Origin of the sequence: Methylobacterium sp. WL7, from assembly GCF_008040085.1 — a bacterium.
GTDB lineage: Bacteria > Pseudomonadota > Alphaproteobacteria > Rhizobiales > Beijerinckiaceae > Methylobacterium > Methylobacterium mesophilicum.
In genome coordinates, this window is record NZ_VRVG01000046.1 from 1 (window position 1) to 26235 (window position 26235).

General features: G+C 70.4%; 32 protein-coding genes. 10 read left to right on the top strand and 22 right to left on the bottom strand.

Annotated elements, in window-relative coordinates; translation table 11 throughout:
• Positions 1-76: 76 nt before the first annotated feature.
• A complete protein-coding gene (locus tag FV233_RS13710; RefSeq protein ID WP_147897794.1) occupies positions 77-1081 on the top strand; it encodes an alpha/beta hydrolase in 1005 nt (334 codons plus the stop codon).
• A gap of 8 nt (positions 1082-1089) precedes the next feature.
• On the opposite strand, the gene FV233_RS13715 is transcribed toward FV233_RS13710, so the two are convergent.
• From FV233_RS13715 to FV233_RS13730, 4 genes are all read right to left on the bottom strand, one after another.
• On the bottom strand, positions 1090-2322 hold the full coding sequence (locus FV233_RS13715; protein ID WP_147855573.1) for a peptide ABC transporter permease: 1233 nt from the start codon (positions 2320-2322) through the stop codon (positions 1090-1092).
• Positions 2323-2437: 115 nt separating this feature from the next.
• Positions 2438-2962, bottom strand: a complete 525-nt coding sequence (locus tag FV233_RS13720; RefSeq protein ID WP_147855572.1) for a DUF2937 family protein — start codon at positions 2960-2962, stop codon at positions 2438-2440.
• An 83-nt stretch (positions 2963-3045) separates the two neighbouring features.
• The gene (locus FV233_RS13725) at positions 3046-4059 is read right to left on the bottom strand and encodes a WD40 repeat domain-containing protein (RefSeq protein WP_147855571.1); all 1014 of its coding nucleotides are present in this window, start codon (positions 4057-4059) and stop codon (positions 3046-3048) included.
• The gene (locus tag FV233_RS13730; RefSeq protein WP_147855570.1) at positions 4056-4730 is read right to left on the bottom strand and encodes a YoaK family protein; all 675 of its coding nucleotides are present in this window, start codon (positions 4728-4730) and stop codon (positions 4056-4058) included. The genes FV233_RS13725 and FV233_RS13730 overlap by 4 nt, the downstream gene beginning before the upstream one ends.
• A gap of 210 nt (positions 4731-4940) precedes the next feature.
• Here FV233_RS13730 and FV233_RS13735 point away from each other — a divergent pair, with 210 nt between their 5' ends.
• On the top strand, positions 4941-5372 hold the full coding sequence (locus FV233_RS13735) for a response regulator (RefSeq protein WP_238259588.1): 432 nt from the start codon (positions 4941-4943) through the stop codon (positions 5370-5372).
• A 25-nt stretch (positions 5373-5397) separates the two neighbouring features.
• Positions 5398-5793 carry a photosystem reaction center subunit H gene (locus FV233_RS13740; protein WP_147855569.1) on the top strand — a complete coding sequence of 132 codons (396 nt, stop codon included), beginning with the start codon at positions 5398-5400 and terminating at the stop codon, positions 5791-5793.
• A 172-nt stretch (positions 5794-5965) separates the two neighbouring features.
• Here FV233_RS13740 and FV233_RS13745 read toward each other — a convergent pair whose 3' ends face one another.
• The 17 genes from FV233_RS13745 to FV233_RS13830 form a co-directional block, all read right to left on the bottom strand.
• A complete protein-coding gene (locus FV233_RS13745; protein ID WP_147855575.1) occupies positions 5966-6595 on the bottom strand; it encodes a DUF2939 domain-containing protein in 630 nt (209 codons plus the stop codon).
• Positions 6596-6619: 24 nt separating this feature from the next.
• Entirely contained in the window at positions 6620-7186 is a 567-nt protein-coding gene (locus FV233_RS13750) for an RNA pyrophosphohydrolase (RefSeq protein WP_147855568.1), read from the bottom strand.
• Between the two features lie 72 nt (positions 7187-7258).
• Positions 7259-8494 (bottom strand): divergent polysaccharide deacetylase family protein, encoded by a 1236-nt coding sequence (locus FV233_RS13755; RefSeq protein ID WP_147897795.1) that lies wholly within the window; start codon positions 8492-8494, stop codon positions 7259-7261.
• 171 nt (positions 8495-8665) lie between these two features.
• Entirely contained in the window at positions 8666-10006 is a 1341-nt protein-coding gene (locus FV233_RS13760) for a S41 family peptidase (protein ID WP_147855916.1), read from the bottom strand.
• Positions 10006-11310: a peptidoglycan DD-metalloendopeptidase family protein gene (locus tag FV233_RS13765; RefSeq protein WP_246689981.1), complete on the bottom strand. Its 1305-nt coding sequence runs from the start codon at positions 11308-11310 to the stop codon at positions 10006-10008. The genes FV233_RS13760 and FV233_RS13765 overlap by 1 nt, the downstream gene beginning before the upstream one ends.
• Positions 11311-11379: 69 nt before the next feature.
• Entirely contained in the window at positions 11380-11874 is a 495-nt protein-coding gene (gene rlmH / locus FV233_RS13770) for a 23S rRNA (pseudouridine(1915)-N(3))-methyltransferase RlmH (protein WP_147897797.1), read from the bottom strand.
• A gap of 302 nt (positions 11875-12176) precedes the next feature.
• On the bottom strand, positions 12177-12527 hold the full coding sequence (rsfS, locus tag FV233_RS13775) for a ribosome silencing factor (RefSeq protein ID WP_147855913.1): 351 nt from the start codon (positions 12525-12527) through the stop codon (positions 12177-12179).
• Between the two features lie 96 nt (positions 12528-12623).
• Positions 12624-13298: a nicotinate-nucleotide adenylyltransferase gene (locus FV233_RS13780; protein ID WP_147897798.1), complete on the bottom strand. Its 675-nt coding sequence runs from the start codon at positions 13296-13298 to the stop codon at positions 12624-12626.
• A 34-nt stretch (positions 13299-13332) separates the two neighbouring features.
• Positions 13333-14631 (bottom strand): glutamate-5-semialdehyde dehydrogenase, encoded by a 1299-nt coding sequence (locus tag FV233_RS13785; protein ID WP_147897799.1) that lies wholly within the window; start codon positions 14629-14631, stop codon positions 13333-13335.
• Positions 14632-14792: 161 nt separating this feature from the next.
• On the bottom strand, positions 14793-15908 hold the full coding sequence (proB, locus tag FV233_RS13790; protein WP_147897800.1) for a glutamate 5-kinase: 1116 nt from the start codon (positions 15906-15908) through the stop codon (positions 14793-14795).
• A gap of 201 nt (positions 15909-16109) precedes the next feature.
• Positions 16110-16376: a hypothetical protein gene (locus tag FV233_RS13800; RefSeq protein ID WP_147897801.1), complete on the bottom strand. Its 267-nt coding sequence runs from the start codon at positions 16374-16376 to the stop codon at positions 16110-16112.
• Between the two features lie 47 nt (positions 16377-16423).
• On the bottom strand, positions 16424-17458 hold the full coding sequence (gene obgE / locus FV233_RS13805; RefSeq protein WP_147854180.1) for a GTPase ObgE: 1035 nt from the start codon (positions 17456-17458) through the stop codon (positions 16424-16426).
• 121 nt (positions 17459-17579) lie between these two features.
• Entirely contained in the window at positions 17580-18185 is a 606-nt protein-coding gene (locus tag FV233_RS13810) for a GNAT family N-acetyltransferase (RefSeq protein ID WP_147854195.1), read from the bottom strand.
• Between the two features lie 185 nt (positions 18186-18370).
• Positions 18371-18637, bottom strand: a complete 267-nt coding sequence (rpmA, locus tag FV233_RS13815) for a 50S ribosomal protein L27 (RefSeq protein ID WP_147854181.1) — start codon at positions 18635-18637, stop codon at positions 18371-18373.
• Positions 18638-18701: 64 nt separating this feature from the next.
• Positions 18702-19016 carry a 50S ribosomal protein L21 gene (gene rplU / locus FV233_RS13820; RefSeq protein WP_147854182.1) on the bottom strand — a complete coding sequence of 105 codons (315 nt, stop codon included), beginning with the start codon at positions 19014-19016 and terminating at the stop codon, positions 18702-18704.
• 177 nt (positions 19017-19193) lie between these two features.
• Positions 19194-19562 carry a hypothetical protein gene (locus FV233_RS13825; RefSeq protein WP_147854183.1) on the bottom strand — a complete coding sequence of 123 codons (369 nt, stop codon included), beginning with the start codon at positions 19560-19562 and terminating at the stop codon, positions 19194-19196.
• A gap of 167 nt (positions 19563-19729) precedes the next feature.
• Positions 19730-20350 carry a YceI family protein gene (locus tag FV233_RS13830; RefSeq protein WP_147854184.1) on the bottom strand — a complete coding sequence of 207 codons (621 nt, stop codon included), beginning with the start codon at positions 20348-20350 and terminating at the stop codon, positions 19730-19732.
• A gap of 154 nt (positions 20351-20504) precedes the next feature.
• Between FV233_RS13830 and ruvA the strand changes: the two genes are divergently transcribed.
• The 7 genes from ruvA (at position 20505) to FV233_RS13865 (ending at position 25505) form a co-directional block, all read left to right on the top strand.
• A complete protein-coding gene (gene ruvA / locus FV233_RS13835; protein WP_147854185.1) occupies positions 20505-21122 on the top strand; it encodes a Holliday junction branch migration protein RuvA in 618 nt (205 codons plus the stop codon).
• Positions 21123-21349: 227 nt separating this feature from the next.
• The gene (locus FV233_RS31160; protein WP_147897802.1) at positions 21350-21622 is read left to right on the top strand and encodes a (2Fe-2S)-binding protein; all 273 of its coding nucleotides are present in this window, start codon (positions 21350-21352) and stop codon (positions 21620-21622) included.
• Positions 21623-21667: 45 nt separating this feature from the next.
• Positions 21668-22165: a bacterioferritin gene (gene bfr / locus FV233_RS13845; RefSeq protein WP_147854187.1), complete on the top strand. Its 498-nt coding sequence runs from the start codon at positions 21668-21670 to the stop codon at positions 22163-22165.
• Positions 22166-22304: 139 nt separating this feature from the next.
• A complete protein-coding gene (dapB, locus tag FV233_RS13850) occupies positions 22305-23102 on the top strand; it encodes a 4-hydroxy-tetrahydrodipicolinate reductase (protein WP_147854188.1) in 798 nt (265 codons plus the stop codon).
• A gap of 27 nt (positions 23103-23129) precedes the next feature.
• Positions 23130-23768, top strand: coding sequence for a 2,3-bisphosphoglycerate-dependent phosphoglycerate mutase (locus tag FV233_RS13855; protein ID WP_147897803.1), 639 nt, complete (start codon positions 23130-23132; stop codon positions 23766-23768).
• On the top strand, positions 23769-24413 hold the full coding sequence (locus FV233_RS13860) for an alpha-ketoglutarate-dependent dioxygenase AlkB (RefSeq protein ID WP_147854190.1): 645 nt from the start codon (positions 23769-23771) through the stop codon (positions 24411-24413).
• Positions 24414-24536: 123 nt separating this feature from the next.
• Complete coding sequence (locus tag FV233_RS13865; protein WP_147854191.1) at positions 24537-25505, top strand: hypothetical protein; 969 nt, start codon at positions 24537-24539, stop codon at positions 25503-25505.
• A 257-nt stretch (positions 25506-25762) separates the two neighbouring features.
• Here the strand turns inward: FV233_RS13865 and FV233_RS13870 are convergent, their stop codons facing one another.
• Positions 25763-26185, bottom strand: coding sequence for a hypothetical protein (locus tag FV233_RS13870; protein WP_147854192.1), 423 nt, complete (start codon positions 26183-26185; stop codon positions 25763-25765).
• Between the last annotated feature and the right edge of the window lie 50 nt (positions 26186-26235).

Sequence of the window (26235 nt, forward strand, 5' to 3'; positions counted from 1 at the left end):
TTCAGGAGAGCGCCATGCCCGAGCCCGCCCGCCCTGCCTTCCGGGCCCCGTCCTGAGCGTCGCCCGGGACCGGTTCATGCAGCTCGACCGCCGTCTCCTGCTCGCAGGCTTGAGCACAGCTCTCGGCCTGCGCGCGGCCAAGTCCCAAGAAAGGCCGCCGGAGCCGGCGCCCGGCGAGGCGATCCGGGCGCTGCCGCGCTCGCTGCCCGGGGCGGACCTGCAGGTGATCGACCTGTGGCCCGGTGAGCCTCCGGGGGGTGGCAGCGGGCCCGATCCGGATGGATACCGCTATGTCGAGGGCCGGTCGGGCGACGTCACCCGGGTGGCCAAGCCATGCCTGCTGGCGATGCGGCCGGCCAATCCCAACGGTGCGGCGATCATCGTGGCGGCCGGCGGCGGCTACCAGTTCATCGCGCTCGGCAACGAGGGCGTGCCGGTCGGGCGCGTCCTCAACGCAGCGGGGATCACAGTCTTCCTGCTGGTCTATCGTCTGCCCGCGGAGGGCTGGGGCGCAGGCCCAGACGCACCGCGGCAGGACGCGCAGCGGGCGCTGCGGCTGGTGCGGGCGCGGGGCTCGGAATACGGGATCGACCCCGCCCGGGTCGGCGTGCTGGGCTTTTCCGCGGGCGGCCACCTGATGGGCGAGACCGCGGTCGGCACCGCCAGCGACCTTTACACCCCGGTGGACGAGGCCGACGCGCAGCCGGTGCGCCCGGTCCTGGCCGGGCTGATCTATCCTGTCATCACCATGGGTAAGCCGTTCGACGGCACCGCGACGCGACGGATCCTGGTCGGCGACGAGGTCACCCCGCTCGAGATGAAGACCTACTCGGTGGACCTCCAGGTCGGGCCGCAGACGCCCCCGACCTTCCTGGTCCAGGCGATCGACGACCCGGTGGCGGTGGCCGACCATCCGCTGCTGATGTTCGCGGCCTTGCGGAGGGCGCGGGTGCCGGCCGAGTTGCACCTGTTCGAGCGCGGTGGGCACGGATTCGGGCTCGGCGCCCCGGGCACGCCGGCCGCCGCCTGGCCCGGCCTGTTCCTGGCCTGGATCCGGCTGCACGGCTTCCTGAACCGGTGAGCCGAGGATCAGTCCGCGCGCAGCCGGGGAAGCTTGGCGACCTTGGGGCGGTTGGTCCGGAACTGGCCGCGCTCCACCGCCACGAACACGACGATGACGATGGCGACGATGCTGAGCCACCAGATCGCCGTGAGGCCAACACCCAGGCAGGCGACCGTGAAGGCGGCGGAGAAGCACCCCATCGCTCCCGGGATCAGGGCCGGGATGTCCCGGCCGGCCCGGCGGATCGAGGCGTAGAGCGCGAAGGCGGCGGCCAGCGCACCCACGATCCCGAGTTCGTACCAGAACTCGAACAGGGCCGTGGTCGGCGCGTTCAGCGGCAGCATGCCGACTAGGCGCCCGCGCAGCGCCGTCTCGAAGCCGTGGCCGGTGATCAGCCGCACCGGATCGGTGGTCACCACCTTCTGCCAGCTCTTCAATGACAGCACTGCAGGCGAGAGCGGCCCGAACAACACCGCGCCGATCGGCCGGGCGAGGAACGGCAGTAGCGGCGCTACGGCGAGCAGCGCGGCCGACAGGGTCGCGGTCAGCATCACGCCGAGCTTGGGGCGGTAGCTCGTCACCGCGAAGGCCAGCGCGCCGACCGCCAGGGCGGCGATCTGGGTGGCGTCCGGCTGGACCGTCAGCGCCAGGGCGACCAGCAGGGCGAGTCCGAGCGCCTCGCGGTCGCGCCGCCGGGACCGCAGCCAGGCGAGCCCCGGCCAGACCAGCAGGATCAGCAGGATCAGGCCGCGGTCGAGTGCCCCGTCGTCGTCGATGCCGGGCGGAGCCATGTGCGCCCCGAACAGCCCCAGCACGATCGCCACGATCGCGCCCGCGACGAGCCCGAGCGGCAGCAGGTAGAGATTGGCCGAGCGCATCCGGTCCGGCAGGGCGAAATAGCCGAGCAGCGCCAACCCGATCGTCGCAGCGAGGTTGGCCAGACGCTCCACGGCCGGGCCGAGGAACGGCGTCCAGGTCAGCGACAGCACCGACCACAGCACCACCAGCATGCCGGCCAGGAAGGCCGGCGCCGTGAGCAGCCGGGACACGCCCGGCCGGACCGGCCGCTGGCGCCGGTCGATCGCGCTGGCGATGATCAGCAGCACCACGGCGATCGGCGCCAGGATCACGGTGGCGCGGCGGGCGACCTGCGCCAGCACCGGCAGGATGACGAACAGGCCGAAGAAGCCGACGCGCCGCAGCAGGGCGGCGGCGTCGAGCGCCGGATCGATCGTGGGGGAGTTCGACGCCCGCGGCATCTTGCGCCTTCTCTCGGACCGAGACGGCCGGATCACGCTCGATACGCAAGCTCCGCGCAAGCCGCTGTAGACCCTGAGCAACACTCCCGGGTCAGCGCGCTGCGCCGGTGGCGGCTCAAGCCGTCCGGGTCGCAGTCCGCGGACGCCGCCGGACGAACCGCAGGCCGACATCCGAGAGCACGCGCCAGCCGCCCCAGGCGGCCAGGAACCCGATCAGGCCGGCGGCGAGGCCGTCCGCATTGGTCGGCACAGCCGGGCTGAAATCCTGGTAGGCGGCCTGCGCCACCGGCACGTCGGGGTCGCGCAGCATCGCCACCACCTTGCCGAGCGGGCTCGTCGCCGAGGCGAGGGCCTGCTGCTGGGCGCTCAGCCGGGCGAGCCGGGCGATGTCGGACTGGGCGGCCTCGCCGCGCCGGGCCACCAGCTGATCGGGGTTGGTGCGCAGCCGGTCGACCGCGCCGTCGCGGGTGGTGCCGGAGGCCTGCGCGTCCGATTCGAGCACCGCCACCTGGCGGCGCAGCTCGTCCACCGCGCCGCCGAGGCGCTGCGCATATTGCTGCGCGAATTCGGGGGCCTGGGCGGCGATCACCCCGCCGAGCAGGCCGAGGGCGAGGCCGAGAGTGCGGAACACGCGGAACACGTCAGACCCTCCGGGTCGGAGACAGGGCACGGCACAGAGAGCATGGCTGCGGCCGAGAATCTAACGATCTGGCAGCGAAAAAATCAGGCCGGCAGGGTCAGAAGGCCGGCCTGGCCGTCGGCGCAGCCGAACAGCACGCGGTTGCCGCGCGCGTCCCAGGCGAGCGCCGTGATCCCGCTGCCCGGCACGGCGCGCCGCACCAGCAGCTCGGAGGCGTCGGTGAAGCGCACCAGCAGGATGCAGCCATCCTCGTAGCCCACCGCCAGGACCGGCGCCTTTGGGTGGAACGCGACCCGCGTGACCCGGGCGGGGCGGACACCGCATTCCCGCGGCGCCTTGCCCGTGGGGCCTTCCTTCGAATCGAACGGCCAGACGATCGCGGCCTCGGCGCCTCCGGTGGCGAGCCAGTGCCCATCGGAGGACCAGGACACGGAGCGGACCTTGCCGGGATAGCCCGACATCCGCATGTGGCCGCGATCCGGCTGCAGGCGCCAGCCGTGCAGCGCGTTCTCCTGCATGGTCGAGACCACGAAGCGGCCGTCCGGAGACCACGTGACGTCGATATGCGACCCCTTCCAGGTCACGACCTCGGCGGGCGTCTCGAGATTCGGAAACCAGAGGCTGACGCCGTTGTAGTGGGCGACGCCGAGCCGGTAGCCCTTCGGGGCGAAGACCAGCCCCCGGGCCGTCGAGGGCGCCGTGAAGCTGCGCTCCCGGCCCTTGGCGTCCCGGGCCACCACCGCACGACCGGCCGACCAGGCCACGGCACCGTCCGGATGGAGCGCGAGGGCGTCGATCCAGGCACCGCCCTTGGCCGCGCCGAGCTCCTGCACGGCGCCTCCGGCCCGGATCTCGACGACCCGGCCGTCGTCGCCGCCGGTGACCAGGCGGTCGCCGCTCCCGGCCGCGACCAGGATCCCGCTGTCGGGATGGGCGGCGATCCGGGTCACCGCGTCCCCCTGCAGGAGGACCACGGTGCCGTCGCCGAGCGCCAGGGCCGGGGCATCCTTCAGGAACTGCGCCGCGACCACGTGGGCGCCCGCCTCGAGCGGCGCGACGTGGTCGGTGAGGGAGGGATGGCTGACGGAATCGCTCATGGAGACTCGACCTTCGTGGTCCTCTGGCCGGCGCGCAGGACCAGGAACGCGGTGATCAGCGCGAGCACCCCAGAGACCGCCGCCGGCGCGATCAGGGCGTAGAGGGCGAACGCATCGTAGGCCAGCGCCCCCAGGAAGGCGCCCAGCAGCAGGGACAACCAGACCAGCCCGTCGCCGATCCATCCGAACGGGTCGCCCGTGCGGGTCAGCGCCCGGGCGATCTTCTGGCCCAGGCTGAACAGGGCGCCGGTGACGAAGGTAGTTCCGGCCCGAAAGCCCTGCACCTGCGCCAGCACGGCGTTCTGCGTCCCCATGGCGACCGCCACGAAGAACGCGGCGAGGCCCAGCTCGGGGGAGGCGAGGCCCAAGGCCAGGCCGCCGAGGATCAGAAGGGATTCGTAGGCCAGCACCACCGGGGTGGTCCAGCGCGACGGCACCAGGATCGCCAGGCCGCTGCCCAGGACCGAGCCGGTGAGAAAGGCCACGAGCAGGATCGCCGGCAGCAGCATCTTGTGCAGCTTCGCCTCGGCGCCGAAGACCGCCAACTGCGTGGTGTTGCCGCTCATGAACGAGGTGTAGAGGCCGCCGAGCCGCACGAAGCCCAGCGCGTCGACGTATCCGGCGAGGCCCGTGAGGAGCAGGCCGGTGCCCAACTGCCAGGAGCGGTTCACGGATCAGCCCTCCCGCGGCATCCCGGTAACGCCCCATTAACCATTTCGGCCGCTCCGTTCATCTGCGCAGGGGCGGGGTTAACGGGCCGTGCACCAAGTCCGGGCAATTCGATGCAATCACGGCGAACGCCGGGGCGCAGGGGCCCGTTGCTCCTTCGATCCGGCACGGGGCTCCAGCGCCCCCGCCGGGTGAGTGGGAGTTGCGTCATGATGCCGTTCGTCGCCACCTTCGCCTGCCCGTCCATGCCCGCCCTCGATTCGGCTGCCGCCACCATCCTGGTGGTCGAGGACGAGCCGACCGTCTGCGAGCTGGCGGCCGAAGCGCTTCTCGAAGAAGGGTATCGGGTGCTCACCGCCGCGGACGCCTGGGAGGCCGAAGCGATCCTGGCACGGGAGAGCGTGGATATGCTCTTCACCGATATCGACCTGGCCCGCAACACGAACGGCCTCGCACTCGCACGCCGGGCCCGCAGCTTCTGCCCCGACCTGCCCGTCATCTACACGTCCGGCGGGCGGGCCTGCCTGTCACCCGCCGACGCCGTCTCCGAGTCAGTGTTCGTCCCGAAGCCGTACCGTCCCAGCCAGCTCGTGGCGCTCACGAACGACATCCTGCGCGCTGCGCACCATCCCCATCACGCCTGACCCCGACCTCCAAAGGATTCCCGCCATGCGGCCCCCTCTGTTCGCGACCGGTCTCGCCCTCGCCCTCTCGGCCGCCGCCGTGCCGGCCCGGGCCGCGTGCGACGTGAAGGGCGCCCAGATCGAAGAGGGGATCGCCGCCAAGAAGGAATTGCGCGAGGACGCCAACGCCCAGACGGTGCGCGACCTGCGCACGCTGCGCGACGCGGCGATCGTGCTGGAGACCTACAAGTTCCCCGGTGAGTGCGAGGTGCTGCTCGGCATCGCCAAGTCTCTGCTCTCCAACCCCGACAAGACGATCGTGCAGGGCGGCAACACCGACGAGGACGAGGCCGAGAGCCTGGTCGAGGCCCGTGAGCCCAAAGCGAAGATCCCGGCGGACGAGAAGGCGCCGGCTCCGAAGACGGCCCCGAAGGCAAATTGAGGCCGGGGGGACACCCCGCGCAACAGCTATCGACGTTCCCCCTCCGACGACTCACCTCGTCCTGACGTGTGAGCGCAGCGGGCACCTCAGCATGAGGGCGCGGGTAGGATTTAGCGCGGCTGCCCGGGCGGATTCGGTATATCGGTCAGCAACAGCGCTTTGACCAAACCTCCTACCGTTCCTCCGCAGCGCTCGCCCCGGCCTTGGCCCGGGCCAGAGCGCGGCCGAGCTTGGCGGCGATCTGCGCGCGCAGGATGTCGGCCATCTCGATGTCTACCAGGCGCCAGCTGAAGCCGCGCAGACGGAGTCGGATACGGTTGCGCTCGGCCCGGGGGCCCTCGGGCGGGACCGGAATGACCACGGCCCGGAACCCGCGCATCTCCAGGGCGGCGTAATAGGGCAGGAGCCGTCCGGCATTCCGGATCGCCAGACCCTCCGGCTTCAGGCTGGCGGGACGCTCGATGTCGAGCTTGTCGGGCCAGCCGTTATCGAGCAGGTCCAGCACCGTCTCGGGCGTGACCAGGGTCTCGGCCAGCGCCAGCGCCAAGCCGTACGCGACGTCGTTGAGGCGTTGCCGGTCGCGGGGCTCCAGGTCCAGGTCCGTGTCGGAAGCGGTGCGCACCGCCGCCGTGATCTGGCGGACCAGGGACAGCCGGAGGGTCCGGAAGTTCACGTGGCCTTCGATGTAGGCCACGTCGTGCCGGCGCACGGCCTGGGCCAGGTCGTAGAGCGACCAGAGCGGGCTCACCGTGAAGGCGAGCCACGCCAGCGCCAGCGCCAACGGGATCGCGAGCCAGCGCACCACCCTACCATCCCCCCCGGGACGTCACGGCTGCGCCGGCGCGGTCGCACCGGTCCCGGCCGCCCAGCCGTCGAGCCCGGAGAAGGCCGCGACCACACCCTCGTAGACCGGGCGCTTGAACGGCACGATCAGGTTCGGCAGCTCGGAGAACCGCGCCCAGCGCCACGCGTCGAACTCGGCCTTGTGGGCGCCGCCGCCGGGGGTCAGCACGTCGATCACGTCCTCGCTGCCGAGGAAGCCGTAGGCGAACCACTTCTGGGTCTGGCCGCGATAGCGCCCCTTCCAGGCCTGCTTCATCACCGCCGGGGGCAGGTCGTAGGTGAGCCAGTCCGGGATCTCGCCGAGCAGGCGGATCGCGTCGGGCGGCACGTTGGTTTCCTCGTAGAGTTCCCGGCGGGCTGCCGTCTCGGGATCCTCGCCGGGATCGATACCGCCCTGCGGCATCTGCCACATGTACGGGCCGGCGACGTGCTCCGGCCCGGCATCCTTGGTCCGGCGCCCGACGAAGACGCCGCCCGAAGGCGCGATCAGCGCGACGCCCACGCAGGGGCGGTAGGGCAGCGCGGCGCCCGAGTCGGAATCTGTGGTCATCGCGGGCGACCATAGGTCAGGCGCAAGTCGCGCGGCAACGGCGGCGGCGGCGAAAGCGCGGCCGGGACGCCGTCAATTCGCCGTGCTGACCCGCTTCTCCACCGCCCCGCGCAGCGCCACGCTCGCCGGCACCAGACGGATGCCGCGGGTGTCGAGGTCCCGGGCCCAGCGCGCGATCCGGTCGACGCCGAGCGCCGAGCCGCCGGCCGTCACAAGGGCGAATCCGGTGGCGCGGGCCCGCGCCTCGGCCTGGCCGAGCGCCGCATCGATGGCGTCGGCCCGCGGCACAGCGTCGAGGACGATCTCCGCCCGGGCGACCGGGGTGCGGCTCTTGTTGGCGAAGGTCGGCTTCGGCCCGGTCCCGTCGTCGAGGAAGCCGAGGCCGCGGGCACCGATCTCGCGCAGGATCGGATCGAAGGCCGGGTCGGCCATCATCTTCGAGCCCATGTAGTTCGCCACGCCGACATAGCCGGGGAAGCGGGCCAGCGACCATGCGAGGCGGTCGGCGTTCTCGACGCCCTTGAGGGCGGTTAGCAGCGTCTGGGGCCCGGGATCGCTATCGGGATAGTCGAACGGCTCCATGGGCAATTGGAGGAAGACCTCGTGGCCGGCATCCCGCGCCCGGGCGGCGGCGCGCTCCGCCTCGCCGCCATAGGGCAGGAACGCGAGGCTCACGGCGGGCGGCAGGCGCACGGTGGCGCCCGCGGTCGCCGCCTGGCCGACGCCGAGGCCCGTGATCAGGATCGCGATGCGGGGCCCGGTGCCGGGCTCCTCGACCCGGGCATAGACGTCGAGGGCGCGAATCCGGCCTTCGCCGACCTTCGGCATCGTGCCGTGGCGGCCCTGCTCACTGATGCGTGCATCCGGCGCCGGAGCGAGCCGGGGCGCGCTCGGCGGCGGCACGCGGATCACCACGGCCTCGCTCGGGCTGGACCCCGGCGGTCGCACCACCGTGACGCCCGACGCGGTCTCGATCTCCTCGGCGGTGCGCTGCTGTGCGCCGCCCGCGTTGACCACCACCACGCCCTGCGGTTCCGGGGCGGTCGCGACCGGGGCGGCCAGAGGCCGGGAGACCGGCTCGCGCACCGTGATCGCGACCTCGACGCGCGGTTCGCCGCCTCGGGAATCCCCGAGGGCGAGCACGAGCCCGCAGGATGCCAGCATGGCGCCGGCGAGCGCCCCCGCGGCGATCCTCGGCCAGCGCAGCGGCGCGACGAGGCGTGCGAACCGACCCTGGGGCCGCTCCGGCGCCTGCGCCTCCGGCACCCCGAGGGGGCGCGTGAGGATATCGTCGGTGGACTCGGTCAAGCGGCACTCGATGCGGAATCGCGTCCCACGCCCGATAGCAGCGGCGCGAATCCCATCACGTATTGCCCGTCGGTATGGTTAATCTTCCGCTAACATCGCTGTTCGACACGAAAAACCCCGCCCGGCTGGCCTGCCGGGCGGGGTGTTTTGGTCTTGGTCGGTGAACAGAAATCAGTTCGGCAGGCTGGGCTTCTGCTGCTGGGCGGGGGTGCCGCTGTTGGCGGCGCCCTTCTGGATGCCGTGCAGGAAGTCGATGGCCGACAGGAGCTGCTTGTCCTTGGCGGGGTCCGGCGGGATGTAGGCGGAGGAACCGCCGCGCTCGTCGGTATCCTTCTGCTTCAGGTGGCCCTTCAGCCCGGCCTCGCCCTTGGTCTCGTCCTTGCCCTTCAGCTCGTCGGGCACGTCCTGCAGAACCTCGATGTCGGGCTCGATGCCCTTGGCCTGGATCGAGCGGCCCGACGGCGTGTAGTAGCGCGCCGTGGTCAGCCGCAGGGCGCCGGAGCCGCCGAGCGGAATGATCGACTGCACCGAGCCCTTGCCGAAGGAGCGCGTGCCCATGATGGTCGCGCGCTTGTGGTCCTGCAGGGCGCCGGCCACGATCTCGGAGGCCGAGGCCGAGCCGCCGTTGACCAGCACCACCACCGGCTTGCCCTTGGTCAGGTCGCCGGCCTTGGCCGAGAACCGCTGGGTCTCGTCCGGGTTGCGGCCGCGGGTTGAGACGATCTCGCCGCGGTCGAGGAAGCCGTCCGAGACCATCACGGCCTGGTCGAGCAGGCCGCCCGGGTTGTTGCGTAGGTCGACCACGTAGCCTTTGAGCTTGTCGGCCCCGATCTCGCTCGAGAGCTTGTCGATCGCCGCCCGCATGCCGTCGAAGGTCTGCTCGTTGAACTGGGTCAGGCGGATGTAGGCGACGTCGCCGCCCTCCACCTTCGAGCGCACCGGCTTGATCTTGATCACGTCGCGGGTGAGCGTGACGTCGATCGGGTCCTTCGACTCCTTGCGGGAGATCTTGAGCTTCACGGCCGAGTTCACCGGGCCGCGCATCTTGTCGACCGCCTGGTTCAGGGTCAGGCCCTGGACCTGGTCGTCGTCGATCTGGGTGATGATGTCGTTGGCCAGCAGGCCCGCCTTGGCGGCGGGAGTGTCGTCGATCGGCGTGACGACCTTGATCAGGCCGTCCTCCATGGTGACCTCGATGCCAAGCCCGCCGAACTCGCCGCGGGTGGTGGTCTGCATGTCACGGAACGCCTTGGCGTCCATGTAGCTCGAATGCGGGTCGAGCGAGGTCAGCATGCCGTTGACGGCCGCCTCGATCATCTTCGATTCGTCGGGCTTCTCGACGTAGTCGGTGCGGACCTTCTCGAAGACGTCGCCGAACAGGCTCAGCTGGCGATAGGTCTCGGCGGAAGCGGCCACGGCCCGCGGTCCCGACAGGAAGTCGGTCTGGGTCGCCACCATGGAGGTGCCGGCACCCAGGAAGGCGCCGAGCATGATCAGGGACGTCTTGCGCATCAGCCGCGAACCTTCTCGCCAAGTATCTTGTCACTGGGGCTCTTCGCCCACCACGGCTCCGGATCGACGGAGCCGCCGTCCTTCTTGAACTCGACGTACAGCGATGGATCGCCCTCGGACCCCGACGGGCCCGCGCCACCCTCGCCCATGCTGCCCACCGGCTCACCCGCAAGAACGAACTGGCCGACCTCTACGCTAATCTGATCCATCCCCGCCAGCAGAAGATAGTAGCCGTCGCCCGCGTCGATGATCAAGAGACGCCCATAGGACCGGAACGGCCCCGCGAACTTGACCCAGCCGTCGGCCGGGGAGGAGACCAGCGCCTTCCGCCGCGTCGTGAAGGAGACGCCCCGGGTGATCCCGCCGTTGCCGTCGGGTTGGTTGAAGCCCCGCGCCAGCCGCCCGCTCACCGGCCGCGGCACTTCGCCCCGCGCCTCCGCGAAATGCACCTTCGGGGCCAGGCGCGCCGGATCCCGGAATCCGGCCGCGGCGAAACGTTCCTGCGTCACCCGGGCCTCGCGCTCGGCGGCCGCCTTGGCCTCGTCGGCGGAACGCCGGGTCGCGGCGACCTCGGCCTCGGTGCGGTCGAGCAGGTCCTTGAGGGATTTCGCCTGGGCCCCAAGCTCGGCCGCGCGCTTGCGCTCCGCGGTCAGGCCGCTCTCGACCTCCGCCTGCCGGGCGCGCCGGGCGGTGAGGAGCGCCTGCAGGCGCTGCTGTTCCCGGGCCCAGCCGGCGAGGTCGTTGGCCAGCCCCTCCTTGTCCTGCGCGATCAGGCCGCGCAGGCGGATCATCTCGGCGAGGTCCGCGGCCAGGGTGTCGACCTCGCCGCGCAGCTCCGGCACCACGGCGCCGAGCAGCATCGAGGTTCGGATGACCGCCAGCACGTCCTCCGGGCTCACCAGCACGGCCGGCGGCGGGCGGCGGCCCATCCGCTGGAGCGCCGCCAGGATCTCGGCGACGATGCCGCGGCGGGCGTGCAGGGACCGGCGGATCGCGGCCTCGCTCTCGGTCATCGCCTTCAGGCGTTCTTCCAGGCGGCTCAGCCGGTCCTCGGTGGCCTGCGCCTGGCGTCCGGCATCCAGCAGAGCGCTGTCGAGCTTGGCCCGGTCCGAGCCGATGGCGGCGATCTCGCCCTCGAACTGCGAGCGCTGACCTGCGCTGGCGGCCAGCGCATCCTGGACACGCTTGAGATTCTCGGCCCGCCTGTCGCGCTCCTCGTTGGCGCGCTGGATTTTCTCGGATTCCGCGTTCGTTGCCGGATCCTCGGCCCGCGACGGGACCGCCACGCCGGCGATGGCGAGCATCAGGACGGCGCGCAGAGCCGACCTTTGGAACACACCGATCCTGGCACCATCGTCGTTCCGCACGGTGCCCTAGCCCGGCTCGCCGCGATGATACGGGTGGCCGGCCAGAATGGTCAGGCTGCGATAGATCTGTTCCAGGGCGAGCACGCGCACGAGTCCATGGGGCAGGGTGGCGGCCCCGAAGGACAGGATCAACTCCGCCTTCGTCCGAATTGAGGCATCGAGGCCGTCCGGCCCACCGATCGCCACCACCAGGGCCGGCCGGCCGGCGTCGCGCCATCCGGCGATCCGCTCGGCCAGGGCTTCGCTGGCGATGTCCGAGCGGCCGCGCTCTTCGTAGGCCACTAGCACTCCGCCGGGCGGCAGATAGCTCAATAGGGCGGACGCCTCCTCGGCGCAGCGGTCCGGCGCCCGGCGGGCCCGGGATTCCACGATCTCGACGCCGTCGCAGGTGGGGAAGCCGAGGCCGCGGCCGAGCTGTGCAGCGCGGTCGCGATACCGGGACGCGAGCTCACGCTCCGGTCCGGCCTTCAGACGGCCGATCGCTGCCAGGACGAGGCGCACGGGAAGGGGTCTCTTGCTGTGTCCGAAAGGGTTCGACCACGCCTGTCCAATCCCCACCCTCACCCCGAGGGATCCGCGTCAGCGGGCCTCGACGGAGGTTTCCGGGGATCGCCGCGACGCCTGGAGGGCTCCTTCGCGGCGGGTTTGCCGCACCTCAGGATGAGGGGGTGGGCGGGACAGACGTCGCCTCACCGTCATCGCGGGCGCAGCAAAGAGATCCAGCGCGGTGCGCGGTCCTCGAAGGTGGCGCATCACTGGGTTGCTTCGCTGCGCTCGCAACGACGGCGCGGGTCGGCGAACCGCTAGTCCGCCGCTAGTCCGAGCGGGCGGTCCGCGCCCCACATCTTCTCAAGGTTGTAGAACCCGCGCACCTCGGGACGGAAGATGTGCACGAGCACGTCGCCGGCGTCGATCAGGACCCAGTCGCAGGCCGGCATGCCCTCGACCCGGGCGTTGCCGTAGCCACGAGTCTTCATTTCCTGAATGAACTTGTCGGCGATCGAGCCGACATGGCGCTGCGACCGGCCGGACGCGATGATCATCGTGTCGGCCAGCGAGGTCTTCCCCGCCAGGTCGATCGCGATCGTCTCCTCGGCCTTCATCTCGTCGAGGCACGAGAGGGCGAGCGCCTTCAGGTCGTCCGAGCGCGCCATCCCGGGCTCTTCCGGAACGGGGGCGTTGGTGCGGATGGTCTCCGTGTGAATAGTCTCGGGCAGCGTCCTGATTCCTCGTGTTGCCGCGCCGCCCTCTCAGGGCACGCGAACCGGTATGAAATTGGCGGTAACGTGCGGCGATTGCAACTGCGTCGCGCGCGGAGGCCCCGGAGTCCCCCCGCGCCCGTTGCGGATCTCGGTCGACGACAGGGGCGATCGGGGTCCGTGGAGGAACGTCCAGGCCGGCGGCGCGCGCACAGACAGGGTGTGCGCCGCCGCCTCCGGCACCCGGGCCTGCGCCAGCCGATGGGCCGCCCGGGCACTCAGAGGCGTCATCGTGTAGCCGGGCCGGTCGATGATCGCGATGGGGACGAGCCGCGCGATCTCCGCGAAGCCCTTCCAGCGGTGGAAAGTGGCGAGCGAATCCGCCCCCATGATCCAGACGAAGTGCACCCCGGGGCAGCGGCGGGTCAGGTAACGCAGGGTCTGGACCGTGAAGCGCACGCCCAGGGCCGCCTCGATGCCGGTCACAGCGATGCGCGGATGCCGGGCGATGTCGCGGGCCTGCGCGCAGCGCGCTTCCACGGAGGGCAGGGCGATCCGGCTCTTGAGCGGGTTGCCCGGGCTGACCAGCCACCAGACCCGATCCAGCCCGAGCCGCCGCAACGCCGTCACGGTGACGTGGCGGTGGCCGCGATGGGCCGGATTGAAGGATCCGCCGTAGAGGCCGATCCGCATGCCGGGAGCGCTCGGCGGCAGGGTCAGCCGCACGCCGGGACTTCTGGGGCCATCGCCTCGGACGGTATCACGGGCGGATCTGGCCGCTGCCGTGGACCCGGTACTTGAACGTGGTCAGCTGCTCCACGCCCACAGGGCCGCGGGCATGCATCCGACCGGTGGCGATGCCTATCTCGGACCCGAAGCCGAACTCCCCGCCGTCGGCGAACTGGGTCGAGGCGTTGTGGGTGACGATCGCCGAATCGACCTCCGCCAGGAAGCGCGTGGCCTCGGCGCGGTCGCCGGTGATGATCGCGTCGGTGTGATGCGAGCCGTAGGTCTCGATATGCTCGATCGCCGCGTCGATCCCGTCGACCACGCGGGCCGCGATGATCGCGTCGAGATACTCGGTGTGCCAGTCATCCTCGGAGACCGCGGTCACCCGGGAATCCACATTCTGGACCTCGGCATCGCCGCGCACCGCGCAGCCGACGTCGAGCAGGGTGCGAACCAGGGGGGCGAGGTGGGTCGCCGCGCAGGCGCGATCCACCAGCAGCGTCTCGGCCGCGCCGCAGACGCTGGTCCGGCGCATCTTGCTGTTGAGCACCACGGCCAGCGCCATGTCGAGATCCGCCCCGGCCGCGACGTAGACGTGGTTGACGCCGTCGAGATGGGCGAAGACCGGCACCCGCGCCTCGGCCTGGACGCGCTCCACGAGGCCGCGCCCGCCTCGGGGCACGATCACGTCGATGCAACCGTCGAGGCCGCCGAGCATCAGCCCGACCGCGGCACGGTCCCGGGTCGGGACCAGCTGGATCGCGTCGGCCGGCAGGCCAGCCTCGGCCAAGCCCTCGCTCATCGCCTTCGCGATGGCCATGGCACTGCGATGGCTGTCCGAGCCGGCGCGCAGGATCGCGGCGTTGCCGGCCTTGAGGCAGAGTGCGCCGGCATCCGCTGTGACGTTGGGGCGGCTCTCGAAAATCACGCCGATCACGCCGAGCGGCACCGCGATACGCTCGATCAGCAGGCCGTTCGGCCGCTCGATCGCGGCGAGCTGGCGCCCGACCGGATCGGCCAGGGAGCCGACCTTATCGACGGAATCCGCGATCGCCGCGACGCGGCCGGCATCGAGGGCGAGCCGGTCGATCAGGGCGGCGCTCTGGCCGGCCTGGCGGGCGGCGGCGACGTCGCGGGCGTTCTCCCGCAGGATCTCCGCGGCGTTCGCCCGCAGGCGCTCGGCGATGAGCCGGAGGGCCCGGTCCTTCGTCTGGGCCGAGGCGAGCGCCATGCGCCGGCCGGCGACGCGCGCCCGCCGACCGATCGCCGCCATCAATTCCGGCAGGGCATCGGCCTCGGCGAGGTCGGATCTCAGGTTCAGGACGGGCACGCTGGCGTCCTCGGTGTTCGGGGGCCGCAAAACCCGGCCCGACAGGGGGTGAGGCGGTATTTGCACATCGAGCGATGGAGCTACAAGTGCGCCGGCCCACCGAACGTGACAGAGATCACCCGGTTTTCGAGGTGACGATAATTGATCAGAATCAGTCCAGCCTAAAACAACGCCAGATCATCGCGGTGCACCATCCAGGCGCGGCCGGGATAGTTGAGCAAGTCCGGTATGCGCGCGCTCGGATGGCCGATGATCAGCGCCGCCTCGGCGCTGTCGTAGGCCACGAGGCCGCGACCCAGAACGCGCCCGTCGGGATCGCGGATCATCACCGCATCGCCCCGGGAGAAGCTGCCCTCGATCGCCCGGACGCCCACCGGGAGCAGGCTCGCCCCGCCGAGCAGCGCCTTCGCGGCCCCGGCATCGATGGTCAGCGTCCCGCGCGGCTCCAGGGAGCCCGCGATCCAGGTCTTGCGCGCCGCAGTCGGAGTGGAGCCGGACAGGAACCACGTGCAGCGCGCGCCCTCTCGCACCGCCTTCAGGGGGTTCTTGCCCCGCCCATCCGCGATGACGAGGTGCGTGCCCCCGGAGGCCGCGATCTTGGCCGCCTCGACCTTGGTGCGCATGCCGCCCCGGGACAGCTCCGAGGCGGGGCCGCCGGCCATCGCCTCGATCTCCGGGGTGATGCGCTCGACCACGGGCAGGTGCCGCGCATCGGGATCCGACAGGGGCGGCGCGGTGTAGAGGCCGTCGATGTCCGAGAACAGCACCAGCACGTCGGCGTCGATCATGGTGGCGACCCGGGCGGCCAGCCGGTCGTTGTCGCCGTAGCGGATCTCGGAGGTCGCCACGGTGTCGTTCTCGTTGACCACCGGGACGGCGCGCATCTCCAGGAGCTTCAGCACGGTGGCCCGGGCGTTGAGGTAGCGGCGGCGCTCCTCGGTGTCCTGCGGGGTCACCAGGATCTGGCCGGCCACGATGCCGTGGTGCCCGAGCGCCTCGGCCCAATGCCGGGCCAGGGTGATCTGCCCCACGGAGGCCGCGCCCTGGCTCTCTTCCAGCCGCAGGATCCCCGGCGGCAGGCCCAGCACCGTCCGGCCGAGCGCGATGCTGCCGGAGGACACGACCAGCACGTCGACGCCGCGCCCATGCAACTCCGCGATGTCCTCGGCCAGAGCCGCCAACCAGGCATGGCGCAGCCGGCCAGCCTTGCGATCGACCAGAAGGGACGACCCGACCTTGATGACGATGCGGCGGAATTCTTCGAGGGCCGGGATCATTGTTCTTCGCAGAGACGAGGCATCGGGTGCGGTTTGGACGAAGGATGCGCGGTTGCAGCGGCGGTTCTGCGAGGGCGTCCACAGGCGAGCGTGGACAATCTCAAGGCGATGGCCTGTAAGCCAGCACGATCAACTCGTCGAAGATTCGCCCCTCAGACTCCTCGAGCGCGATCGCCACGAGGGCGGAACTATCCAGCGCAATCATCCCGGCAGGCCGTTCCAGTCGTAGAGCCATCCGTGATCGTTGAAGGCTCCGGGAATGATATGCTGGTGGGCCTCGGCCACCAGGGCGCGGATTGCGTCGAGTTCGGCCTGTCTCCCGGGTTCGAGGGTGCTTTCCGGGGCCGTGCTGCGGTGGAGGTCGTGAAGAGCCTTCGCGACCGCTTCCTCGAGCGAGGTCCCAAGCCGTCCGGCACTATCGCGGGCCAGCTGAAAATCCTCGTCGCGAATCGTCACTTGCTGCGTCATCGGAATCTTTCCGAGATCAACTTAACCGGTGGGTCCCGCCCCGTCACTCACGGCTCCCAAGCCACGACGGGCCGGGCATTCGCCTCCTCAGCCATGCGCGCATCGATCTCGGTCTGGATCGCCCGGAGCGCCTCCGGGACGCCCTTGCGGCTGGCCGACGACAGCACCAGCGGCGCCCGGCCGGCGGCGCGCTTCAGCTTGGCGACCTGGCTCTTGAGCGTTTCCGCATCCAGTGCGTCGGCCTTCGAGAGCGCCACGATCTCGGGCTTGTCGGCCAGGCCGTTGCCGTAGGCTTCGATCTCGCCGCGGACCAGCTTGTAGGTCTTGCCGGCATGCTCGGTGGTGCCGTCGACCAAGTGCAGCAGCACCCGGCAACGCTCGACATGGGCCAGGAACTTGTCGCCCAACCCGACGCCCTCGTGGGCGCCCTCGATCAGGCCCGGGATGTCGGCGAGCACGAACTCGCGGTTGTCCGAGCGGACAACGCCCAGGCCCGGATGCAGGGTGGTGAACGGATAGTCGGCGATCTTCGGCTTGGCCGCGGTGACGCTCGCCAGGAAGGTCGACTTGCCGGCATTGGGCAGGCCGACCAGGCCGGCATCTGCGATCAGCTTGAGCCGCAGCCAGATCCACATCTCCTGGCCCTCGAGACCCGGATTGGCGTGCTTGGGCGCGCGGTTCGTGGAGGTGGTGAAGTAGGCGTTGCCGAAGCCGCCGTTCCCGCCCTTGGCGAGTCGGATCTTCTGGCCGACCTCGGTGAGGTCGGCGATCAGGATCTCGCCGTCCTCGGCGAAGATCTGCGTGCCGGCCGGGACCTTCAGAACCACATCGGAGCCGTTGGCGCCGTGGCAGTTCGAGCCCATGCCGTGCTCGCCCTTCTTAGCCTTGAAGTGCTGCTGATAACGGTAGTCGATCAGGGTGTTGAGCCCCTCGACGCACTCGACCCAGACGTCGCCGCCGCGGCCGCCGTCGCCGCCGTTCGGGCCGCCGAACTCGATGAACTTCTCCCGCCGGAACGAGACGCAGCCGGGACCGCCGTCACCGGAGCGGACATAGACCTTGGCTTCGTCGAGGAATTTCACGGTGCATCTCGTCGCTGGCTAGCCTCGGCAACCCGGGGGGCGTCGAGGCATAGAGTGGGTGCGTCGGACTGTTCGACGCCGCGCCCGGCCCCTCCCTTCGGGGAGGCCGGAACGCTGTGATTCAGGACGCCGCCGCGAGTTCCGCCGGGGAGTCGGAAGCCTCCACATGGGCCGCCCAGTCGTTGCGGTCGAGGCCGAAGAAGTCGACCTCCCGGTCGCCGCCGCGGGCCGGGCAGGCGCGCGGGCCGCGCCCGGTCATCCGGAAACCGACCTTTTCCAAGACACGCCGGGAGGCCGGGTTCGCCGGCAGGGCCGAAGCTTCGATCCGGCCCCCGCCCGCATAGGCGAAATAGGCATGGACCAGGGCCCGCGCGGCCTCGCCCATCAGGCCGTTGCCCCACCAGGGCCGGCCGAGCCAATATCCGAGATGCGGCTGCGTCCCACCACCTGAGATCCCGACCAGACCGATCAGGTTGGCCGGGGCCGACCGCTCGGTCAGCGCCAGCGTCAGGCCGCTGCCGTCGGTGTTGGCGACCCGCGTGCCGAGCAGGAACGCATCGACGGTGTGCCGGTCGAGCGGATGCGGGATTCGCGCGGTCATCTCGGCCACGGAACGGTCGCCCGCCAGCTTCAGGACCGCGTCCCTGTCCTTGGCGGTCGGCCAGCGCAGCCAAAGCCTGCGCGTCTCGATCCGGAAGACGTCGTCGCGGGTGAGATCGGGGAACATCATGCCCTCGCAGGGCGGCGTTCCCGGCTCCGGGACACCGCCTCAAGACGACGAAGGGGAGGATGGTGCCCCATCCTCCCCGGTGTTCCGTCCGATCCGTCCCGTCAGGGGCTCGGCATCGACGTCTCCGGTCCGGTGTGGGACACCGGGCGGGACGCCAGCTTCGCCGCTCGGGCGCCCGCCTGTTATTCCGCGGCCAGGGCCAGCGGGGTTACGGCTACGAACTCGCGCCCGCGGCGCGTCTCGAAGCGGACATGGCCCGGGACCAGCGCGAACAGCGTGTGGTCCTTGCCCATGCCGACATTGCTGCCGGGATGCCATTTCGTGCCGCGCTGGCGCACGATGATGTTGCCCGGGATCACGGCTTCCGAGCCGAACTTCTTGACGCCGAGACGACGGCCGGCCGAATCGCGGCCGTTGCGGGACGAGCCGCCTGCTTTCTTGTGTGCCATGGGATCTGCTCCGAATGCGTGTGGGTCGCGCGGATCGCGGGCCTACCGGGAGGCCCGCGCTCGATCACGCGGAGATGGCGGTGATGCGCACCACGGTGTGGTGCTGGCGGTGACCGCGCTTGCGGCGCGAGTTCTGGCGGCGGCGCTTCTTGAAGGCGATGACCTTCTTGTCGCGGCCGTGGCTCACGATCTCGCCCGTGACGCTGATGCCCGACAGGGTCGGCGCACCGACCTGCGTCGCGCCCGCACCGTCTGCGAACAGGAGGACCTCACCGAAGGTCACGGTTTCACCGGCCTCGCCCGGCAGGGTGGCGATGGTGATGGTGTCGTTGGCGGCGACGCGGTACTGCTTGCCGCCCGTCTTGATGACTGCGAACATCGTTGCTCTCGTGTTCTCGAACGGCCTCCGGGGCGGCTGCCCCTGGACCGGCTTCTTGTTTGAAGTCATTGCACGGGCGGACCCGGACAACGCGAAACGCGCGGACCTCGTCGAGGAGGCCGCGCGCCATGCCGGGTCAGTAGGGGCGGGGTGGCCCCGTGTCAATCCTGGACGGGATCAGCGGATCGGCGCGCCGGTTGCGAGAATGCCCTTGGCGACGCTGCCCTGGGGGCCGAATGCGGCGAGCGCCTGGCTGCACCATGCCTCCCGCCCGTCGGCGGCGAGCTGCTGCCGGACCTGCGTGGCCCGGGTCCGCAGTTTCTCCTGCAGGATGGCTTCCTGCGCGGCGCCGACCTTGGTGGCGAGCCGCAGGGTCGTGAGCTGCCCGGCCTTCACCTGGATGCCCGGACAGGCCTGCTCGGCGATGATGGTCGTGGCCGCCGCCTCGGCATAATTGTCGAGCGGAGAGGGCGCGGGCGGCGCAGGAATCTGCGCGCAGGCCGGACCCGCCAGCACCAGAACCGAGATCAGCCAAGCTCCACGCAACGCTCAGACCTCCATGGCAGCGGTTGGCGCGGCGAGCCCGGACGTATCCGGCGACCCGTCCGCGGCGAGGGCGCGACCCGGGCTGCCTATACCGGTGCGGGCGCCCGCGCCAACGCAAAGCCCGTCCGAATGCGCCGATCCGCCGGTCCGACGCTCCTGCCTGCAGCTCATGGGGCCGCCTTGAACTCGCCCTCGATGCGCAGCGAAACCTCGTCGCCCAGGGCCGGCAGGTAGGCGTTCACGCCGTAATCCGAGCGCTTCACCAGGGCGCGTCCGTCGAAGCCGACGGTGTATCGCTTGTCCACCGGGTGGATGCCCGCCTGGTTGAACGTCGCGTCGATCGCCAGCGGACGGGTGACGCCGCGCAGGGTCAGATCGCCGGTGATCCGCGCGGTGGTCGGGCTCGTCGGCTCCACCGCGGTAGCCGTGAAGGTGGCACTCGGGAACTTGGTCGTGTCGAAGAAGTCCGCCGCCGCCAGATGCTCGTTCAGGCGGCTGCTGCCCGTGCTGACCCCGCTGAGCGGGACGCTGACCTCCAGGCGGCTCTTGTCGGGTGCCTTCGGGTCGAGCGTGAGCGTGCCGGTCAGGCCGGTGAACTGCCCGTAATAGGTCGAGTAGCCCAGATGGCTCACCGACCACGTGACCTTGCCGTGATCCGGATCCAGGACGTAGGCGCCCGGCCGGACCTGGGTCGGGTCCTTGCTCGGCGCCGTGGCGGTCGGATCGTCCGCGGCCCGGGCGGGGCCGAGGCACAGAAGACCGATCAGGGCGAGAATGGGCGCGCGCATGGTCGTTTCCCCGCTCGTCCGGCCGGATCTCGATCGTCCTCAAGCCTGGCCGTCACGGCGACCCTGATTCCACGAAGTGCCCACGGGCTCAAGCGCGTCTGGCGGACGCGCCCCGGCTTCTATAGGCATCGCGACGACAGCGGACGGGCACAGAATGATCGGCAAGCTCAAGGGCGTGGTGGATTCGTTCGGCGAGGATTTCGTGATCCTCGACGTCTCCGGCGTCGGCTACATCGCGCATTGTTCCGCGCGCACGCTCCAGCGCATGCCGAAGGTCGGAGAGCCGGCGGACCTTTCGATCGAGACGCATGTCCGCGAGGACATGATCCGGCTCTACGGCTTCCGCTCGGATGCCGAGCGGGAGTGGTTCCGGCTTCTCCAGACCGTCCAGGGCGTCGGCGCCCGGGTCGCCCTGGCGATCCTGTCGGTGCTGGAACCCGATGCCCTGGCGAGCGCCATCGCCACCGGCGACAAGGGCACGATCAGCCGGGCGCCGGGCGTCGGGCCGCGGCTCGCCGCCCGGCTGACCGCCGAGCTGAAAGACAAGGCGCCCACCTTCGCACCGATCGACCCGGCCCTGGTCGCCCTCACCGGCGCCGTCGAGGAGGGCGCGGCGCCCAGGCCGGTGGCCGACGCGATCTCGGCGCTGGTCAATCTCGGCTATCCGCAGGTGCAGGCAGCCTCGGCCATCGCGGCGGCCCTCAAGGGGGCGGAAGAGGGGGCCGAGGCCAAGGTCCTGATTCGGCTCGGGCTGCGCGAACTCGCGCGCTGAGATCCGCCGGTCAGCGCCACCGCATCGGTTGATCAAGCGAGGACGATTCGATCGAATCGCTGTGATTTGCGCCGCCTTGACCAAAGCCGGCGTGGATGCCATCTCCCCGATGACCAGTAAGATATTGAAAAGCCTGCTACTTTTCAGTCGTTCTAATCTGGTAGGTCCGAAACGCCTCGCCCGACATGGTCGGGTTAGGCCCGAGGAAGACGGGTTCTGCAGCGCGCATGATCGTCTGTTCTTGCAACGTCCTGTCCGATGGCGCCGTTCGCAGCTGCCTGTCGCCCGGCCCGGGTTGTCCCCGCACCCCGGCGCAGGTCTACGCCTGCCTCGGCTGCAGCCCGAAATGCGGCCGCTGCGCCCGGACCATTCGGGAGATCATGCGCAGCGCGCTGGGAGAAGCGGCGGCGGCTCAGGGCAGCCATGAATGCTCCACGACTTGCGCTAGCGCTTGCAGTTTGGTCTTATTCCAAACTGCGGAGGACGGGATCACGGCGTGACGCCTAAGCCCCCCCGCTCGAAGAGCTGTTAGGAGTACGGGGGCCATGAAGGGCGACACCAAGGTCATCGAGTATCTGAATCGCGGCCTGAAGAGCGAGCTGACTGCAGTCAGCCAGTACTGGCTGCATTTCCGGATGCTCAATGACTGGGGCTATATCGATCTCGCCAAGTTCTGGCGCAAGGAATCGATCGAGGAGATGAACCACGCGGATCGATTCGTCGACCGGATCCTGTTCCTCGACGGATTCCCGAACCTGCAGGAGCTGGAGCCGCTGCGCATCGGCCAGACCGTGCAGGAGATCATCGAGTGCGATCTGGCCGCCGAGAACGGCGCCCGCAGCCTCTATCTCGAGGCCGCTCAGTACTGCGAATCGATCAACGAGCGCGTCTCGAAGAACCTGTTCGAGGATCTGGCCACGGACGAGGAAGGCCATATCGACTTCCTCGAGACCCAGCTCGAGCTGATCCGGCAGATCGGCCTGCCGCTCTACGCGCAGAAGCACATCGGCGGCCTCGAGGCGATCGCCCCCGAGAAGGCCTGAGCCGATCCGGGTTCCCGGGTCGCGCTCCTCGAAGCGGCGACGCGGGAACCCGACGGCCCTGCGCCGAGGTTGGGCCCATTGATGGCGCGCCCGGCATCGGCCAGGGTCGTCCGAGACGGAACGACGATAGGAACGACAGATGCGGCTCGTGGTGGTCGGCGCGGACGGGCGCATGGGGCGGATGTTGATCCGCGCGGTGTCCGAAGCCGAGGGGTGCACCCTGGCGGCGGCGATCGAGCGCGAGGGCTCGCCGGTCCTCGGCCAGGATGCCGGGCCGCTCGCCGGCCTCCCGCCCCTCGACGTGCCGGTGACCGACGACCCGTTGACCGCGTTCGCGACCGCCGACGGCGTGCTCGATTTCACGGCGCCGGCCGCCACCGTGCAATTCGCCGAGCTGGCCGCCCAGGCGCGCATCGTCCACGTGATCGGGACGACCGGCCTGTCCGACGACGACCTCGCGAAGCTGCAGGCTGCCGCCTACCACGCCCGCCTCGTGCGCTCCGGCAACATGTCGCTCGGCATCAACCTAATGGCCGAGTTGGTCCGCCGGGTCGCCAAGGCGCTGGGCGACGAGTTCGACATCGAGATCACCGAGATGCACCACCGGATGAAGGTGGACGCGCCCTCCGGTACGGCGTTGCTCCTGGGCGAGGCCGCCGCCGAGGGGCGGGGGGTCGACCTCAAAAACGTGCGGGTCTCGACCCGGGACGGGCATACGGGCGCCCGTAAGCCGGGCGACATCGGCTTCGCCACGTTGCGGGGCGGCTCCGTGGTCGGCGACCACAGCGTAATCTTCGCCGGCGCCGGCGAGAGCCTGACCATCAGCCACCACGCCGCCGACCGCGGGTTGTTCGCCGCCGGCGCCGTGAAGGCCGCCCTCTGGGCGCACCCGAAGCCGCCGGGTCTCTACTCGATGGCGGATGTGCTCGGGCTATAGACCAGCATCAAGGAATACGACCGTCCGATGGAGCGCCTGCTCGTCCTCGCTCGCCACGGCCAGAGCGAATGGAACCTCAAGAACCTGTTCACCGGCTGGCGCGATCCGGGGCTGACCGAACGGGGCGTCGCCGAGGCGCAGGCCGCGGGACGGGCGCTCCGGCGCGCGGGCTACGGATTCGACGTCGCCTTCACGTCCGAACTCGTCCGGGCCCAGCACACCTGCGCACTGATGCTGGAGGCGATGGGCGTTTCGGACATCGAGGTCGTGCGCGCCCAGGCGCTGAACGAGCGTGATTACGGCGACCTGGCCGGCCTCAACAAGGACGATGCCATCGCCAGGTGGGGTGAGGCGCAGGTCCACAACTGGCGGCGCTCCTACGACATCCGGCCGCCCGGGGGTGAGAGCCTCAAGGACACGGCGGCCCGGGTGCTGCCCTTCTACATCGAGACGATCCTGCCGCGGGTGATGGCCGGCCAGCGGGTGCTGGTCGCAGCCCACGGCAATTCCCTGCGGTCCCTGGTGATGGTGCTCGACCACCTGGGGCCGGACACCGTCGCCAACCTGGAGATCAGGACCGGCGAGCCGCTGATCTACCGGCTCGACGCCACCACCACGGTGGCCTCCAAGGATAACCTGACCCGCGACCTCGCGGCGGGTGTCTGATTGCCGACCGAGCTCGCGCCTGGGCTGATCCTCCACGCGGGATTCCTGGACATGGCCGCCCGCACGCGCCTCGCCGCCGAGGTCGCGGCTGTCCTGTCCGCCGCGCCGCCCGTCACCCCGTCCATGCCGCGGACGGGGAAACCGTTCTCCGTCCGGATGTCGAATGCCGGCCCGCTCGGCTGGGTGTCCGACCGTCACGGATACCGGTACCAGCCGACCCATCCCGGCACTGGCGCGCCGTGGCCGCCGATCCCGCCGACCGCCCTGGTCGCCTGGGAAGCGCTCGCCGGCTTCCCGGCGTCGCCGGAGGCCTGCCTGATCAATCTTTACGGCCCCGGCGCCCGCATGGGCCTGCACCAGGACCGTGACGAGGCCGACTTTTCCGCTCCGGTGCTGTCCCTGTCCTTGGGGGCGGAGGCGCTGTTCCGCTACGGCGGCCTCCAACGCTCGGACCCGACGCGCTCGGTACGCCTTCGGCCCGGCGACGCCCTGGTCATCGGCGGCGCCTCGCGTCTGATCCACCACGGGATCGACCGCCTCTACCCGGACGACGGCCTGCTCGCCGAGAACCCGCAGCCGGGCTTCCTGCCGGCGGGCGGGCGCTGCAACCTGACGCTGCGCCGGGTCGGCGCGCCGCCGACGTGACGGCGCGGCAACGGATCTCCCGATCTCCTGATCCCGCAGGCGCTTGACACCGGCTGCCCGCCGTCGGACCCATCGCACAAGGCGAGCCTATGTGGGCTTTGGCTTGAGGAGAACCGGTTTCCGATGCTGGTGGGTAACCTGACGCTGCGTCTCGGGCGGGTTCTGTCCCTGGCCGTCCTGCTGGCCGGACTCGGCTCCGTGGCGCAGGCCGCCGAACCGGTCTTCCCGCCGGGCTCCCGGTTCGGCTTCGAACCGCCGGCCGACATGTCGCTGTCGCGGCGCTTCTCGGGTTTCGAGCGCAAGGAGGGCGGCGCCACCGTTTCGGTGGTGGAGTTGCCGCCGAACGCGTTCGCGGAACTCGTGAGCGGCTTCACCGACGCGAACCTGCTCAGCCAGGGCTTCGCGGTGGAGAAACGCGAAGAGGTCAAGATCGGCGACAACGAAGGTATGCTCTACACCGGCGAGCAGCCCGCCGACCCGAACGCCACCGCGCCGGCGATCCGCAAGTGGATCCTCGTGGTAGGTACGCCCTCCGTGACCGGCCTGATCATCGCGCAGGCGCTTCCGGATGCGGAGACCGAGGAGACGATGCGCAAGCTGGTGACCGGCGTCACCCTGCGCCCGGCCCTGACACTGACCCAGCAGGTCGACGCGCTGCCCTTCCGCATCGGCGACATGGCCGGGTTCCGGCCGGTGCGCGTGATGGCGGGCAATTCGGTCCTGCTCACCGCGGGTCCGAAGGACCAGATGCAGAACCTGGAACAGCCGATCCTGGTCCTCGCCCAAGCCGTCCAGCAGCCACCCACCGCCGAGCAGCGGGACGGCTTCGCCCGGGCGGCCCTGGCCTCCAACCAGACCATGAAGGACTTCGTGATCGAGCGCGCGCAGAGCTACCGCTCGAACGGAGTCGACTGGCACGAGATCGTCGCCCGGGCCGTCGACATGCCCACCAACGTGCCCGTGGTCGTCTCGCAGACGATCCGATTCAACCCGGACGGCTATCTGCGGGCCCTGGGCGTGGTCCGAGAGGACCAGCGGACCGGCGTGCTCGCCAAGTTCCGCACCGTCGTCGACAGCGTGCAGGTCAAGTAGTCCGCGCGGCGCCGATGCAGGCAGAGGCGATCATCCTGATGTCTCAGTCTCCCCCCGCATCCTGAGGCGCCCGGCGGTAAACGATCTTTGGGCCTCGATCAGAGGGCTTCTGGGATCACGGGTCCGGCTGGATGGATTCTGCGAAGCCCGCTTCGCCCGCACCCCCGGATGTGGGGGCGCGTGGTAAAAGCCCCGCAAAAACGAAAAACGCGGACCCGAGGGCCCGCGCTTCGCAACTCTCAAAAAATGCGTCCGGCTTAGTAGGGGCGGCCGTAGAGCGGCGAGGTCGGATCGATCCGATCGACAAAGGACAGATCGACATTCCGGACTGCCGAGGAGCGCGCACCGATGAACGGGCCGTTGGTGATCGGATCGGGCAGCAATCCGCTGTCGAAGCGATCGTTGCGACCATAGACCGGCGTCAGCTGGTTCGAGGCGGCGATCAGGTAGGGGTTCAGGGCCGGGTTCCGCGAACCACCGGCGCCCGGAACGTTCGAGGTCAGCGGCACGTTGCCGGCGTCGAGCCAGCTGCGCGGGCGGACGCGGATCGGGAGCGGACGGCTGACGCTGTAGACGCGGCCCGGGCCGAAACCCTCCTGGGCCTGGGCGGGCGCGGACGCCAGGGCGCCGAAGCCGGTGGCGGCGATGACGCCGAGAAGAGCGATCTTAAGCGAGCGCATGGCCAACCTTGTCTGTGAGTGCCACCAGTATGGCGACCGAAGCTTAACAG

What these genes read in the sequence shown, in the direction of transcription:
- FV233_RS13710 (WP_147897794.1), top strand. Translation starts at nt 77, where the DNA reads ATGCAGCTCGACCGCCGTCTCCTGCTCGCAGGCTTGAGCACAGCTCTC.
- FV233_RS13715 (WP_147855573.1), bottom strand. Translation starts at nt 2,322, where the DNA reads ATGCCGCGGGCGTCGAACTCCCCCACGATCGATCCGGCGCTCGACGCC.
- FV233_RS13725 (WP_147855571.1), bottom strand. Translation starts at nt 4,059, where the DNA reads ATGAGCGATTCCGTCAGCCATCCCTCCCTCACCGACCACGTCGCGCCG.
- FV233_RS13735 (WP_238259588.1), top strand. Translation starts at nt 4,941, where the DNA reads ATGCCGTTCGTCGCCACCTTCGCCTGCCCGTCCATGCCCGCCCTCGAT.
- FV233_RS13740 (WP_147855569.1), top strand. Translation starts at nt 5,398, where the DNA reads ATGCGGCCCCCTCTGTTCGCGACCGGTCTCGCCCTCGCCCTCTCGGCC.
- FV233_RS13750 (WP_147855568.1), bottom strand. Translation starts at nt 7,186, where the DNA reads ATGACCACAGATTCCGACTCGGGCGCCGCGCTGCCCTACCGCCCCTGC.
- FV233_RS13760 (WP_147855916.1), bottom strand. Translation starts at nt 10,006, where the DNA reads ATGCGCAAGACGTCCCTGATCATGCTCGGCGCCTTCCTGGGTGCCGGC.
- FV233_RS13765 (WP_246689981.1), bottom strand. Translation starts at nt 11,310, where the DNA reads ATGCTCGCCATCGCCGGCGTGGCGGTCCCGTCGCGGGCCGAGGATCCG.
- rsfS (WP_147855913.1), bottom strand. Translation starts at nt 12,527, where the DNA reads ATGGCGCGCTCGGACGACCTGAAGGCGCTCGCCCTCTCGTGCCTCGAC.
- proB (WP_147897800.1), bottom strand. Translation starts at nt 15,908, where the DNA reads ATGATCCCGGCCCTCGAAGAATTCCGCCGCATCGTCATCAAGGTCGGG.
- FV233_RS13800 (WP_147897801.1), bottom strand. Translation starts at nt 16,376, where the DNA reads ATGACGCAGCAAGTGACGATTCGCGACGAGGATTTTCAGCTGGCCCGC.
- FV233_RS13810 (WP_147854195.1), bottom strand. Translation starts at nt 18,185, where the DNA reads ATGTTCCCCGATCTCACCCGCGACGACGTCTTCCGGATCGAGACGCGC.
- rpmA (WP_147854181.1), bottom strand. Translation starts at nt 18,637, where the DNA reads ATGGCACACAAGAAAGCAGGCGGCTCGTCCCGCAACGGCCGCGATTCG.
- rplU (WP_147854182.1), bottom strand. Translation starts at nt 19,016, where the DNA reads ATGTTCGCAGTCATCAAGACGGGCGGCAAGCAGTACCGCGTCGCCGCC.
- FV233_RS13830 (WP_147854184.1), bottom strand. Translation starts at nt 20,350, where the DNA reads ATGCGCGCGCCCATTCTCGCCCTGATCGGTCTTCTGTGCCTCGGCCCC.
- ruvA (WP_147854185.1), top strand. Translation starts at nt 20,505, where the DNA reads ATGATCGGCAAGCTCAAGGGCGTGGTGGATTCGTTCGGCGAGGATTTC.
- FV233_RS31160 (WP_147897802.1), top strand. Translation starts at nt 21,350, where the DNA reads ATGATCGTCTGTTCTTGCAACGTCCTGTCCGATGGCGCCGTTCGCAGC.
- bfr (WP_147854187.1), top strand. Translation starts at nt 21,668, where the DNA reads ATGAAGGGCGACACCAAGGTCATCGAGTATCTGAATCGCGGCCTGAAG.
- dapB (WP_147854188.1), top strand. Translation starts at nt 22,305, where the DNA reads ATGCGGCTCGTGGTGGTCGGCGCGGACGGGCGCATGGGGCGGATGTTG.
- FV233_RS13855 (WP_147897803.1), top strand. Translation starts at nt 23,130, where the DNA reads ATGGAGCGCCTGCTCGTCCTCGCTCGCCACGGCCAGAGCGAATGGAAC.
- FV233_RS13865 (WP_147854191.1), top strand. Translation starts at nt 24,537, where the DNA reads ATGCTGGTGGGTAACCTGACGCTGCGTCTCGGGCGGGTTCTGTCCCTG.
- FV233_RS13870 (WP_147854192.1), bottom strand. Translation starts at nt 26,185, where the DNA reads ATGCGCTCGCTTAAGATCGCTCTTCTCGGCGTCATCGCCGCCACCGGC.